Origin of the sequence: Acinetobacter amyesii (assembly GCF_023499985.1) — a bacterium.
GTDB lineage: Bacteria > Pseudomonadota > Gammaproteobacteria > Pseudomonadales > Moraxellaceae > Acinetobacter > Acinetobacter amyesii.
In genome coordinates this window covers 101,894-115,587 of record NZ_JAMCOU010000013.1, presented here as the reverse complement: position 1 = coordinate 115,587, position 13,694 = coordinate 101,894, and the positions used below count along the sequence as shown (strand labels likewise).

Here is a 13,694-nt window from a genome sequence, read left to right as displayed (position 1 = left end):
CGATGGATGGATCATTATTTTAAGCACATGATATTAATGCTATTAACGATTTGCGTTGCAAGTAGTATTCAAGCTGCAGAACGAAACTTTCAAAATGTTCTAGAGCAGGAAAGAGCTTGGGCGGGCTTGACCAGTAAAAAAGTCAAAAATAATGAAATCGAATGGACATACAGTGAAGGAGGAGATCCACGAAAACCGACGCTGTTGTTGCTGCATGGTTTGTCAGGCACGCGTGATAATTGGAACCGCGTTGCCCGTTATTTAACGCCAAATTATCATGTCATTATTCCTGATCTGCCAGCACATGGAGAAACTATTGTCGCAGATCAATTTGATCTATCGATTCTAAATTTAACTGAAAAATTACGACGATTTATTGATGCTACAAAGTTAGATCCAAATTTACATATCGCAGGGCATTCGATGGGTGGTGCAATTGCCATGCTCTATAGCGCTCAGTATCCCTTAGAAGTGAAATCTTTATTGTTGGTGGATTCGGCAGGTGTCTTTAAGTCGAGTAATACAGTGTATTTAAAAGATACGGCAAAGCTTGCAGAGCTAGTGGTCAGAAAAACTGGTGATTTTGATCGCGTGATGAAGATCGTGATGCAATCCCCGCCTTTTATTCCACAAGAATTAAAAATTGGGCAAGAAAAGTTGATGATAGTTCAGTCTAAACAAACTAATAAAATGGTGGAGCAACTGCAAAAAATGGCGACCTTGTATACGCCGGAGTCCTTTGCTTTGGCTGCACGAGGCATTGATGCACCTGTGTTTATTATCTGGGGGAAGCAAGATCAGATTATCAATGTTGAAGTGGCAGAAGAACTGAGACGCTTATTTAAAAAAGCCGAAAAGCCTCTGATTTTAGACCATGTTGGTCATATGCCTATCTTAGAAGCGGAGCAGTTAATGGCGTTGCCATATTTAAAGTTTCTTTCAACTGTTCAATGAATCAAATCTGTAAAGTGTGTGAAAAAAAAGCGAGAAATATCTCGCTTTTTTAAACTTAATTAGACACGTTAAGTCGATTTAAGTACGTACTTTAATTTCATAGCCCGTGTATTTACGAATATTGATTACACCGGTATCCAAAATCAGATATTGACCTTTAATCCCTTGTAATTTTCCTCGAATAATCGGTGTTTTGTCCAAATTATGTGATTTGATTTTTTCAGGATATTCTTCTACCGGGTAGATAAATTGGCGTGGCAACTCATCTTCTAACAGTTCAACAGTTTCATTAAACTCTAAATTTTGGCTAAATTCTTCACGAATGGTCTGAATTTTTGGTGCAAATTCTTCCACCAATTGGTCGCGAATTTCGATCAGGTTGATGGGTTCTGCTTCACCTTTTAGCAATTTACGCCAATCAGTTTTATCGGCCACTTGCGTTCCAAACATGACTTCAAGCTGACCAGATAGACGACGTGAACCAACTTTCATAATAGGCAAAGCTTGCGTCGCACCTTGGTCCAGCCAACGTGTAGGCATTTGACCAAGTCGAGTAATCCCCACTTTTAAGGCACTCGAATTGGCTAAATAGACAATATGCGGTTGAAAGCAAACTTCATGGGCAAAATCATCTTCACGGCAAGTGCCGAGATGATAATGACAGGTTTCAGGCTTCATAATGCACATATCACAAGAAGCCTTAGTCTTCATGCATTTGAAGCAATGACCTTGTGAATAAGATTTAGGTGTTTTTGCGCCGCAAGAAATACAGTAAATATTTCCCGTGGCTTCGATTTCAATTTCTTGGCCAAGGCTAAACGGTAGATCAACTTCTGAGCGATCTAGAATGAATTTATACTCAACATTTGCCTTGTGTGTATGTTGATCAGTTACACTAAGGTCTTTAAGACCTGCATGCATTTTATGGCAAATGCCTTGTAGTTCCATACGAATACTCACTTCATTATTAAGGATGCGGTCAATGGCTGAACAAAATGTCATCACTTCTATGCTAGACGATTTGTCAAAAGAGCAGTCCATTTCAACCGCAATCTGTATTGGTCAGGATCTTGAGCAATACAATCAATTTCATCCAATTCAATGGCAACATTTTAACGTAACTGAGTTTTTAAATCTGCCTTTTACCCAGCGTTTTGACCTTGGATTTGTGATTCTTGATACTGAAACGATGTTGAGTTTGGATCAGCAGCAGAAAACTCAGATATTGGTAAAATTGCGTGACCTATTTGCCAAACGCATCGTAGTGGTGAGTAAATTACACGATGAACAATTATTACGTGCTTTAGGCTTTACTCAGCTCATTGATAAAACCACGCATGAAAGTGATTTTGCTTTATGGCAGTTTAATATTTTGACTTATAAACACATTCCAGATTGGTTTAACTCTAAATTTTGGGCAAATCCTGAAAACTGGGATAAATTCCGTTGGTAACAAATACTTAGCCTGCGAGAAATTGCAAAAATTAACAAACATTTATGATAAATCTGTGTTTTCCCACGTATGCTGTAATGAATTTATCTAGGTTTCACTGGGAAAAATAAAATGACAAATTTAAATAATATTGTTGAGATTTTAGCAAAGCAGGCCCTTGGTGGTGCAAACAATCAAAATCAACAAGGTGGTCTGGGTGGTATTTTAGGTTCGGTGCTGGGTCAATTGGGCGCAAATGCAGGCACTCAAAATAACCAAACCAATGCTCAAAACCAAGCGGGTGGTTTGGGTGGAATTTTAGGCTCTGTGTTGGGCCAACTGGGTGGTGCAGCGCAGCCGCAGCAACGTAGTAGCGGTGGTAATGCATCAACCATTTTAGTAGCAGTGTTACCTCTGGTGCTGGCTTGGATTCAAAAACAAGGTGGCCTACAAGGTGCTTTGGATAAATTACGTGGACAGGGCTTGAGCAGTCAGGTTGATGATTGGGTATCTACAGGCCCTGGTGATAATGCTGCTGTGACTAATCAACAAGTACAAAATTTATTTGATGATGCCGAAGTGGAGCAAGTTGCACAAGAAACACAAACTCAGAAACAAGATGTATATAGCGCAATTTCAAGGGTATTGCCGCAAATTATTGACTCATTGACGCCACAAGCTGGACAAACCAATCAGCAAGAAGCGAATGCTGATATTCAACAAGTGATGAATTTGGTCTCAGGTTTCCTGAAGCGTTAATCAAAATATCGATTTAGGTATTTGATTGAATACAAGCCAGTGAACACTGGCTTTTTTATGATTTGAAAAATGATAACAATGTGACGCTTAGATTGTCACTAGGATGGATTAAATAGACGGTTCGACACACTGATTTTTTTGCCAATATAGTGTGATTTTTTTTGACGAATCAAAATGATTTTCGACTGAAACTCTAACTCACCAAATTCTGGCTCAACTTGCACATAATGTAGTTGACCAAACTCATCACGCACCCGCGCTTGAGCTGAAAAACCGGGACGGGCATTTCCACTTGAAATGGTGGCTAGACGACCCAGTAGGTTAACGGTATGTTTTTTATATTTGGGTGGGACAACCTGATCCAAACAATGAATCATAAATACCGTAAAGAATATGGCAATAATCAACGCAGGTAAAATCAGATAATAAGCGGGAACGAATTGACCTTCTTTGGCATGGATGCAAAACTGAAGTACATAGCCTGCAAAGCTAAAATTCATCAGTAAGAAGAACAAAATCAGAGTCTTGGAAAATTTGACATTCAATAATGCCAATTCTTGTATGCGCTGAGGGGCAATTCTTTTTAAAACTTGGCTAGGACTAATATTGATATAGTAGCCAATGGTTTCAACCATGCCCAATAACAGTACGGCTAATAAACTTAAATGAAAAGGTATTAAGTTATAGTCTGTTAAAAATGCGGACATGGTTGTATTCCAGTGTTTATTCTTCTGTGAGGTAGATTCCACCATCAGAATGCACGTTAATGTTCACTTTTTCAAGGGCTTGACCCTGGCATGGACCAGAAATACATTCCCCAGATTCGACCATAAACAGGGCGCCATGTGTTGAGCACTCAATAAATTCTTGGTCACGATCTAGAAACTGATTTTCTAGAAACTCAAGTTCTACGTGCAAGTGTGGGCAGTTATTTTGATAAGCGTAAAACATGCCATCACGTTGGGTGATAAAAATCGTTTCACCTTCAGGCGTTTCGAATGATCGTGCTTCACGTTCTGGCACATCATCCGTCATGCAAATTTTAAACATTAAGCACATTCCTTTTGAAATGATTGTAAAAGTTGAGCATAGTCTTCAACTGCTAGGCGTGGACCAAACTGAGCCACAACTTCACTTGAAATCAAGATGGCAAGTTCAGCAGCCGTTTGATAGTCATGACCTGCATTCAGTGCATATAGGAAAGCACCAGCAAATGCATCACCTGCACCATTGGTATCTACTGCGGTAACTTTACGACCTGGCACGGTAAATGTTGCTGCTTCATTATGGATTAAGGCGCCTTTGGCACTTAATGTAATGACAATGTGTTTGCCTAGTGATTGCAATTTAGCAAGTGCAGCATCTAAATGATCTGTTTCTGTGTACATCAGCGCTTCTTGTTCATTACAGAACAATAAGTCCACGCCATCATCGAGTAACTCATCTAGACCTTGACGTGCATATTGCACCATTGCTGGATCAGATAAGGTCAATGCAATTTGTACACCATTGGCTTTGGCGATTTGACGTGCTTGTTTTACCGCAAGACGCGCGCTATCTGATGTTGAAAGATAACCTTCGATATATAACCATTTCGCAGTATTTAAGCTGCCAAAATCAATTTGGCTATCAGTTAATTCAGCAGTAATACCGAGGTAAGTATGCATCGTACGTTCAGAATCAGGGCTGACCAATACCATACATGTGCCGGTTACACCTTCACTGATTGATTGAGTTGCAGTTTGGATACCTGCGTCGTTTAAACCATTTAGGTAAATTTGACCTAAGTCATCATTGCCGACACGACAACCATAAAATGCAGTTCCGCCTAAAGCACTAAAAGCAACCGTTGTATTTGCTGCAGAACCACCAGAAGCTTGACCTTTATATTCTTGAGTCGCTTTTAGATTGTTATAAAGGGCTGCTTGAGTATCACCATCAGTCAGTTGCATCGTACCTTTTTGCAGATTGTGTTGAATTAGGAATTCGTCAGAGACTTTAAATTCTTGGTCAATAAGTGCATTACCAATTGCAAAAAGGTCAACAGTTGCCATGTTGTATAATCACATCAAAAAATGAAAGTGCTTAGTTTACACGAATGCTCAGGATTGCTGTAGTTTGTTGAAGAAAATTCAATTAAAGGACAGGTGTGTATAAAAATCGGGCAAATCCATTATATTTTTACATTTTTTTTGAATTAGTTGCCGTTTTAATCAGCTTTGCTATTGTGCAAATCGAAAAATTTTACTTTTATAGAGCTATAAGGTGTTCAGACTGAATCAAGATGATTTGGTCATCATAAATAGATAACAGATTAAAAGTGTGAATATATGGAAATTACGATTCGTCCAGCAGAGCAACTTCCTGCTCAAATCGAAAATATTGCTGCTTTGGCGCAGCATGAAGGCTATACATTTATACACCGTTTAATTGAAGAATATCAAAGTGGTAAAAATCGTTTTGACCAAACGGGTGAGCAATTATTGCTTGCTTATGATGGCGATAAATTGATTGCTTGTGGCGGTTTAAATCAGCAATGGGGTGATACTGGTGTAGAAGAACGGATTGGACGAGTTCGCCGTTTCTATGTGCATCCGCAGTACCGTCAGCATGGCGTGGGTAAGCAGCTATTGGTGGAATTGGAAAAGGGTGCAAAAAAACACTTTTCTGCACTATGCTTAAATACAGAACTTAAAAATGCTGCAAAATTCTATCAAAAACAGAATTATGTCTATGTTGAAAGCCATCCAAATTATAATTATTTCAAATATCTGGTTTAGTTTTCAATCCAAAAATAGACAGTAAACACTATAAATCAAGCATCCGATATCGGGTGCTTTTTTCTTGTGATAATTCTAAAAAAGAGCGCCTTATTTTATTTTCGCAGGCATATTTATCAGTTTGCTGTATTTTCAAATAAAGTCCAAAGCCTATAAACCTTATTTATATTGGGCCACGATTATTGCCAGTACCACGGTCGGTACGACTTTAGCGGATTTTGTAGATCGTTCTTTAGGGATTGGCTACTTGGGTGGTAGTTTGCTGTTGCTGAGTTTGGTGCTCATATCGCTTTTTAGTTGGTATCGAGTCGAAGGATCGATCAATCCAAGTGTAGTGAATTTGCCGCGAACACAGATCTTTTATTGGTTGACGATTACATTTTCTCAAACATTAGGTACGGCTTTGGGGGACTGGACTTCCGATAGTGCAGGATTAGGCTATAGCGGTGGCATTTGGCTATTTGGTGGTTTAATTCTATTGATGGCATTGTTGTACTTTTTTAGTCGGGTCTCAAAGACGATTTTATTTTGGGCTACTTTTGTTTTGACACGTCCATTGGGCGCTGTTGTTGGTGATTTTTTAGACAAGCCAATCAGTTCAGGTGGATTGGATCTAAGTCGCTTTATGGCTTCTTTTGTATTGTTGTTGGCGATTGTGATTTGTGTCTATTGGTCAACACGAAATGATAGGCAATCCATAAAACCAGTCTAAATGTTTTAGTGCGAAAACAAGTGATTTTTAAAATTAAAGTTCAAGTTGATTAAAACAGTTGGAAATGTTGTTTCGGTGAATCTAGTTGTGATTTTTTAAGGTATACTTTGCCTAATTTAAATGAATAGATTAGGAGCACACATGACTGTAGATGTCACTGAAACCATTTCTCAAACTGTACATCCCGCGTTTCAGTTGATTCGTCAACATCATGTTGAAGCTTTAGACATTTTAGTGTCTGAATATAAACACAAAGTGACTGGCGCAGTGCATTATCACTTAGCCACAAACCATGACGAAAACGTATTTTTAGTTGCCTTCCGTACGCAGCCGATGGATTCAAAAGGTGAGGCGCATATTCTTGAGCATACAGCACTTTGTGGCTCAGAAAAGTTCCCTGTACGTGACCCATTCTTTTTAATGATTCGTCGTTCCCTCAATACGTTTATGAATGCGTTTACCGCAGCGGATTGGACGGCTTATCCATTTGCAACGCAAAACAAAAAAGATTTCCAAAACTTGTTAGAAGTTTATATGGATGCTGCTTTTGCTGCGAATTTGAACCCGCTTGATTTTGCGCAAGAAGGGATTCGTATTGAGCTAGAAAATGGCGAAGCGGTATATAAAGGCGTGGTATTTAATGAAATGAAAGGTGCAATGAGTTCACCTTCAGATCAGTTGTATCACCAACTTGCCCATCATTTATTCCCAGAAACAACTTATCATTACAACTCAGGCGGTGATCCGAAAGACATTCCTGACTTAAGCTATGAAGAGTTAGTAAGTTTCTACAAATCACATTATCACCCAAGTAATGCCGTGTTCATGACCTTTGGTAATGAGCCTGCATATAATTTACAAGAACAGTTTGAAACGCTTGCTTTGTCAAAATTTGAAAAAGGTCAAACGCTATATTCAAAACCTGAGCGCCGCTTAACTGCGCCTGTAACTGTAACTGAAACGTATGCAGTTGATGCTGAAGACCTCAAAGACAAAACATATCATGTGCTTTCTTGGTTATTGCCTGAAGCAAGTAATATTAAATTACGTTTAGGTATGCGTTTGGTTGAGGGGGTATTGCTTGAAGATTCTGCTTCGCCATTACGTCATTACTTAGAAACCTGTGGTTATGCACAGTCTACTGGTCCATTCATGGGCGTAGATGACTCAAACTATGAAATGACGTTCTACTGTGCAATTCAAGGTTCAAACCCTGAGCATGCAGAACAATTTAAAAATGGCGTGTTTAAAGTATTAGAAGACGTTGCGGCTAAGCCTGTTGACCCGGCTTTAGTTGAGGCGATTTTGCATCAAATTGAATTGCATCAGCGTGAAATCAATGGTGATGGTACACCATATGGCCTAAGCTTAATTCTGAATGGTTTAAGCAGTGCGATTCACCATTCAGACCCTGTGGATGTCTGGGATGTGGATACGGCCATTGAACAAGTGAAGGAAGAGTTGAAAGACCCAATGTGGTTATCTAACTTAATCAAAACTTACTTGCTTGATAATCAACATCGTGTGCAATTAACTTTGGTTCCAGATGCTGAAAAAAATGCGTTGGAAGCGGCAGCAGAAAAAGCACGTTTAAAAGAAATTGTTGCGAACTTAACTGAAGCGCAAAAAGCAGAGATTATTGCGCAGACTGAAGCACTGAACATTCGTCAAGATACCCCAGATGATTTAAACCTATTGCCTAAAGTAGGTTTAGAAGACGTTCCTGCACAATTACAGATTGTACAAGGTCAATTACGCGAAATTATCAGTAATGGATTAGATACACCGTTAAATCTTTACCACGCAGGCACCAATGGTCTTTATTACCAACAAGTTTTGATTCAGATTCCTGATGAAGTGGTGCAATCGCCGTATTTCAACCTCTTGTCGATTTTGATGGGTGAAGTTGGTGCAGGTGAATACGACTACTTAGAGCTACAACAGTTGCAAACAGCTGTGAGTGGCGGTTTAGGTATGGGTGCATCCCTGCGTTCAAAAGTGGACGATAAAGGTCAAATTAGTGCTTGGCTAACGTTGACCACTAAATCATTGGTGAATAATCTTGAAGCAATTCGCTTATTGAAATTGGCTTTTGAACAGCTACGTTTTGATGAGAAAAACCGTATCGTAGAGTTATTGCAACAACGTAAAGCACGTTGGCATTCACGTGTTTCTGGCTCTGGTCATAGCTATGCAATGCAAATTGCAGGTCGTCAACATAGTGCATTGGCGTTACGTGATTATCATAATACAGGCCTAGGCGCGCTGAACTGGTTGTCAGAACTTGTCAGCAAAATTGAGCAAGACGACACGGCTTATAATGCCTTGATTGATGAGCTTAAGTTAATTCACAACCTTTTGCTTAAAGCACCAAAACAATTCTTGGTGGTGTGTGAAGAACATCATTCAGACCGATTGGTTGAGGAAGTTCAAACCATTTGGGATAAAGTGGCGATTGATGATAACCCACATGCTTTAACTCAAGTGAATTTTGCAGATAACAACAATGACGAAGCTTGGCTCATTCAAGCCAATGTTCAGTTCTGCGCTTCAGCATATCCTGCGGTGGAAGTGTCGCATCCTGATGCAGCACCTTTAATGATTTTGGCGGCTTATTTGCGTAATGGCTTCTTGCATAGCGCGATTCGTGAAAAAGGTGGTGCTTATGGTGGTGGTGCAAGCTATGACGGCAATGCATGTTCATTCCGTTTCTATAGCTACCGTGACCCACGTTTAGCTGAAACGTTTAAAGATTTTGACGCAAGTGTGCAGTGGCTACTGAATGCTGAACAACAACCTCATCAGCTAGAAGAAGCGATTTTGGGTCTAATTGCCAGCATGGATAAACCGGGGTCACCAGCGGGTGAAGCCATTACAGCTTGTTATGCTTTATTGCATAAACGCACGCCAGCTTTCCGTCAAATGTTACGTGAACGTCTGTTGAATGTGACTTTGGAAGATCTAAAACGTGTTGCTGTGGCGTATTTGGTTGAACAACAACCGACAAAAGCTGTGGTTGCACCGGTGGCTAAGCGAGATGCTTTGGTTGAGCTTGGTTTCGAAATAAAACAAGTGAATTAAAACAAAAAAGGGGTTTTTATGGCGTTCAAATCTCTTGAGCGTACGACATTGCAACTGAGCCTCATTGCGCTCAGTTCAATGTATGTCAGTACTGTAAATGCACAAAATGCGGATGTGGCTGTTAAACCAGCTACCGCTGAAGCATGTGTGGCACTTGAGTCAAATGCAGAGCGATTATCGTGTTATGACGCTTTGTTTAAAGTGCAACCTGCTGAAAAAGAAATGTTGGTTTCTGAGCGTCAAGCCGCACAAGAAATTAAGCCTGAACCGACAGAGAAGCTAACTTTCAAAGAAAAAGTCAGTCATGCGTTTACGGACCGTTTATTTGCTGTAGAAGCACCGAACCTCAATCCAAATCTTTCATTATTGGATAGTCGTTGGGAACTTTCTCCAGAGAGTAAATTAGGGACGTGGAATATTCGCGGCTATCAACCTGTGTATTTAATGCCGGGATATTGGACTTCAGATAAAAATGAACGTCCATCAAGCCCGAATGAAAACAACACGGTACAAGCCGATCAGGAACAAAACCTGAAATCGATGGAAGCCAAGTTCCAATTGTCATTAAAAACCAAAGCTGTTGAAAACTTATTTGGTGATAATGGTGATATCTGGTTGGGCTATACCCAGTCTTCTCGTTGGCAAGTCTACAACGAAGATGAATCTCGACCATTCCGTGAAACTAACTATGAACCTGAAGCCAGTCTGGTTTTTCGTACCAACTATGAACTCTTGGGTTTGAACTGGCGTATGCTGGGCTTAACTTTTAACCATCAGTCTAATGGGCGTTCTGATCCCTTATCGCGGAGTTGGAACCGTGTCATGTTAAATCTAGGATTTGAACGTGACAATTTTGCACTGATGTTACGTCCTTGGTATCGTTTCGAAGAAGATACCAAAGATGATAACAACCCAGATATTACCGATTATGTGGGACGTGGGGATTTAACAGCATTTTATCGTCATAAAGATCATGACTTTAGTTTGATGTTACGTCATTCATTGAAAGGTGGTGATGATTCACATGGTGCTGTGCAGTTCGATTGGACTTTCCCAATCAATGGTAAATTGCGCGGCACAGTTCAATTGTTTGATGGCTATGGTGAAAGCCTGATTGACTATAACCATCGGGCAACCTATGTCGGTGTCGGTGTGTCATTAATGAATTGGTTCTAAAGATTCGCAAATAAAAAAACCACGCTACGGCGTGGTTTTTTATGACTGAGAGAAAATGTATAAATCAACCGATTTGGATCTCAGAAGGCGGGTGTTTTAAACGACTCTTCTTTGGTGTAGCAATCAGATAAGCCAGTGTTAAGGGGCCAAGACGGCCTGCGAACATCAACAACATCAGGGCGACTAAACTGGCGGGTTGTAAGTCACTGGTAATGCCACGAGATAGGCCTACTGTACAGGCAGCGGACACTGCTTCAAAGAGTAAGTCTAAAAAGCGTTTGTCAGGTTCGAGTAGCAATAGACTGAAAAAACCAATGAAAATCAACGTTACTGTAATGAAAATCACCGCTAATGCTTTAAAGGTGGTTTTTTCTGAAACAGAGTGGTTAAACACACGCAGTTCATCTTCACGTCTTAAAAAACTGACTACACTGAGCACAACAATGATAAACGTCCCGACTTTGATGCCACCAGCTGTACTGAGAGAACCACCACCAATAAACATCAGTAACATCGTTACGAGTGATGATGCATCGCTCATGCTTTCCATAGGTAAGCTGTTAAAACCCGAAGAGCGTGGAACCGTTGCATGGAACCACGCGTTGAGGGCTTGGTCACCAAGTGACATCGTGGCTAAGGTCGCAGCATTATTGGCTTCTAATAACCATATGGTGATGAAGGCGAAGACATTTAGTCCTGCAATGGTAGATAAAATCAACTTGCTATTGGTACTGAGTTTTTTCCAACTTTTATTGCGCTTAATGTCCATCAGTACCAAAAAGCCAATACCCCCAATGATGTAAAGCATACTGATGGTAAACGTAATGAAATAACGGTCAGCAAAGCTCATTAAACTATTGGGAAATAATGAAAATCCACCATTATTAAATGCTGAAACACTATAAAAGGCAGCATAGAACAGGGCCTGGTTAAAATTGTATTCTTGCATCCAAGCGATGGTCAAAATAACCGTTCCCACCATTTCAAAAAATAGCGAATACAGCAGTACGCCTTTGATGGTCATGGTCACTTTGGCAAGGCTGGTTTGTCCAATGGTTTCTTGAGCCATAATTTGTTGTTTTAGCCCAATTTTAGGGGACAAACTCATAGCGGCCAATATCGCAAAGGTCATAAAACCGAGACCACCGCATTGTAGTAACCCCATAATCACGACTTTACCAAACACCGTATAGGCTTCGCCGACATTCACAACTGAAAGTCCTGTAATGGTCACGGCAGAGGTCGCTGTAAAGAGGGCATTGATCCAACTTAAATCCCCATGATGTGAATAAGGGAGTTTTAACAGCAAGGTGCCAATGATAATGAGCCCAAGAAAACCCAATGCCAAAATACTGGGTGGGCTGAGATTAATGGTATTACGCTGTTTATTGTGCAGTTTCATGTTTTTCTACTGTCATCTTGCGCGATTGTGTGCAAAAGGAGCACGACGCTGATTACAAAGTTGCTTTAAAGTGTTTAGCCAGTCGACGTAAATGTTCGAGTAAACCTTCAACCACTAAAATATCGCCTGTTTGTAAAATCAGGTTCGGATCTAAACTATATTGAAGCTCGGTGCCACGTTTATGCAGAATCGTCTTCACTTCAGGGACATGATCCATTATTTGATTTAGACGCGTGCCTTGTTGTGATTCTTTAATTTCAACTTTCACCAAATAATGGTCATCTTCGAGCACCATGTAGCGGCTCACCATCGGATAACTCAGTGACTGAGCAACACGGACACCCATATCTTCTTCAGGATGGATGATTTTGCTGATGCCTAAATGGGTTAAAATCATGTGATGCGCTTTGGACTTGGCTTTGGCCCAAATTTTGTTGATCCCCATGTTTTTAAGATGGAGCACACATAAGATGCTGGCTTCAATATCTTCACCAATTGCGACTACGACGGCTTCACAATTTTGAATATTGAGTTCTTGTAAAACGTGCTCATCTGTTGCATCAGCAATCACTGCATGGGTCAGTTGGTCCGAAATACTTTCAACAAACTTTTTGTTGCTATCGATTCCAATGACATCGTGTTTTAAACCCATGAGTTCTGTGGCTACAGTTGCGCCAAAACTTCCTAAGCCAATCACAGCGAATTGAGCCATGCCGTATTCCTAAATTATTCTAAAGTTATTGAATATGTTGATGTTAGCTTGTTCAGCCTAGAGCGGCTATGAAAATTTACATAATCCATCTAAACCGAAAAGCTCTAATTTTTAATTTCTTCAGTGTTTTGATAGGCATAAAGTTCAGCAATATTGGGGGAATTATCCATAACTTGTTGATATTTAAAAATTTAATAGCCTAGTTTATTTTTTGGAATATATTGAAATTGATGTTGATCTTCTTTAATGACATTTAGAGTGGCTTTACGAACAAGCTCAGAATTGTTCTTTAAACGGTTTAAGCCATCGCATGAAAATTCACGGATGATGGCTTGAACAGGTTCGGGAGCGGTTTGATCATTTAGCTCATCAAAGCGAATATATACAATATAATTTGGATATTGATTCAGCATTTCAGCCTGCGCGGTATATCCGTAAATATTTTCTAGATTTTGCGTACGGGACTGATTTTGAATTTGTTTCATACTTTGACGAATCTTATCTTCCTCTTGCTTAAGTTGATAAGCCGGATATGCATAAAAATATCCACCTAAACCCACAATAGCGATCATAAATAAGGCATAAAAATTCAATTTTAAATATCCATTTTGTTTTATTTTCAATGGATTATAGGGTGTGGTGAATTTAACAACAACAATGACAGCGTTGATGATTTAAATTGATGA

The 13,694-nt window shown here is 39.9% G+C and carries 13 protein-coding genes and 1 pseudogene; 7 read left to right on the top strand and 7 right to left on the bottom strand.

From position 1 onward, the window contains the following. The first annotated feature begins 6 nt into the window (after positions 1–6). Positions 7–954: an alpha/beta fold hydrolase gene (locus tag M5F03_RS01990; RefSeq protein WP_372491123.1), complete on the top strand. Its 948-nt coding sequence runs from the start codon at positions 7–9 to the stop codon at positions 952–954. Positions 955–1,032: 78 nt separating this feature from the next. On the opposite strand, the gene M5F03_RS01985 is transcribed toward M5F03_RS01990, so the two are convergent. Further along, complete coding sequence (locus tag M5F03_RS01985; protein ID WP_180023994.1) at positions 1,033–1,902, bottom strand: DUF2797 domain-containing protein; 870 nt, start codon at positions 1,900–1,902, stop codon at positions 1,033–1,035. Between the two features lie 34 nt (positions 1,903–1,936). Between M5F03_RS01985 and M5F03_RS01980 the strand changes: the two genes are divergently transcribed. Together M5F03_RS01980 and M5F03_RS01975 are read left to right on the top strand one after the other, a co-directional pair. Further along, the gene (locus M5F03_RS01980; protein ID WP_249706215.1) at positions 1,937–2,407 is read left to right on the top strand and encodes a DUF6231 family protein; all 471 of its coding nucleotides are present in this window, start codon (positions 1,937–1,939) and stop codon (positions 2,405–2,407) included. 111 nt (positions 2,408–2,518) lie between these two features. Beyond that, complete coding sequence (locus M5F03_RS01975) at positions 2,519–3,145, top strand: YidB family protein (protein WP_111883715.1); 627 nt, start codon at positions 2,519–2,521, stop codon at positions 3,143–3,145. A gap of 98 nt (positions 3,146–3,243) precedes the next feature. Here M5F03_RS01975 and M5F03_RS01970 read toward each other — a convergent pair whose 3' ends face one another. From M5F03_RS01970 to M5F03_RS01960, 3 genes are read right to left on the bottom strand one after another with little or no spacing between them, the layout of a single operon-like run. After that, positions 3,244–3,852, bottom strand: coding sequence for an OB-fold-containig protein (locus M5F03_RS01970; RefSeq protein WP_249706213.1), 609 nt, complete (start codon positions 3,850–3,852; stop codon positions 3,244–3,246). A 16-nt stretch (positions 3,853–3,868) separates the two neighbouring features. After that, positions 3,869–4,195 carry a Rieske (2Fe-2S) protein gene (locus tag M5F03_RS01965; protein ID WP_078188656.1) on the bottom strand — a complete coding sequence of 109 codons (327 nt, stop codon included), beginning with the start codon at positions 4,193–4,195 and terminating at the stop codon, positions 3,869–3,871. Next, positions 4,195–5,199 (bottom strand): adenosine kinase, encoded by a 1,005-nt coding sequence (locus M5F03_RS01960; protein ID WP_249706203.1) that lies wholly within the window; start codon positions 5,197–5,199, stop codon positions 4,195–4,197. Before M5F03_RS01960 ends, M5F03_RS01965 begins: the two co-directional genes overlap by 1 nt. A gap of 276 nt (positions 5,200–5,475) precedes the next feature. Between M5F03_RS01960 and M5F03_RS01955 the strand changes: the two genes are divergently transcribed. The 4 genes and pseudogenes from M5F03_RS01955 to M5F03_RS01940 all read left to right on the top strand — a co-directional run bounded on the left by M5F03_RS01955 (position 5,476) and on the right by M5F03_RS01940 (position 10,894). Beyond that, the gene (locus tag M5F03_RS01955; RefSeq protein WP_078188654.1) at positions 5,476–5,925 is read left to right on the top strand and encodes a GNAT family N-acetyltransferase; all 450 of its coding nucleotides are present in this window, start codon (positions 5,476–5,478) and stop codon (positions 5,923–5,925) included. Positions 5,926–6,019: 94 nt separating this feature from the next. Beyond that, positions 6,020–6,637, top strand: a pseudogene (locus tag M5F03_RS01950) (COG4705 family protein); the annotation flags it as partial. 141 nt (positions 6,638–6,778) lie between these two features. Beyond that, entirely contained in the window at positions 6,779–9,718 is a 2,940-nt protein-coding gene (locus tag M5F03_RS01945; RefSeq protein ID WP_249706200.1) for an insulinase family protein, read from the top strand. Positions 9,719–9,736: 18 nt separating this feature from the next. Next, positions 9,737–10,894 carry a phospholipase A gene (locus M5F03_RS01940; RefSeq protein WP_180094543.1) on the top strand — a complete coding sequence of 386 codons (1,158 nt, stop codon included), beginning with the start codon at positions 9,737–9,739 and terminating at the stop codon, positions 10,892–10,894. A 64-nt stretch (positions 10,895–10,958) separates the two neighbouring features. Here the strand turns inward: M5F03_RS01940 and M5F03_RS01935 are convergent, their stop codons facing one another. The 3 genes from M5F03_RS01935 to M5F03_RS01925 all read right to left on the bottom strand — a co-directional run bounded on the left by M5F03_RS01935 (position 10,959) and on the right by M5F03_RS01925 (position 13,580). Continuing rightward, positions 10,959–12,296 (bottom strand): TrkH family potassium uptake protein, encoded by a 1,338-nt coding sequence (locus tag M5F03_RS01935; RefSeq protein ID WP_168378596.1) that lies wholly within the window; start codon positions 12,294–12,296, stop codon positions 10,959–10,961. 52 nt (positions 12,297–12,348) lie between these two features. Continuing rightward, complete coding sequence (locus M5F03_RS01930) at positions 12,349–13,008, bottom strand: potassium channel family protein (protein ID WP_078188649.1); 660 nt, start codon at positions 13,006–13,008, stop codon at positions 12,349–12,351. Positions 13,009–13,199: 191 nt separating this feature from the next. Next, positions 13,200–13,580, bottom strand: a complete 381-nt coding sequence (locus tag M5F03_RS01925) for a hypothetical protein (protein ID WP_249706198.1) — start codon at positions 13,578–13,580, stop codon at positions 13,200–13,202. Positions 13,581–13,694: the final 114 nt, after the last annotated feature.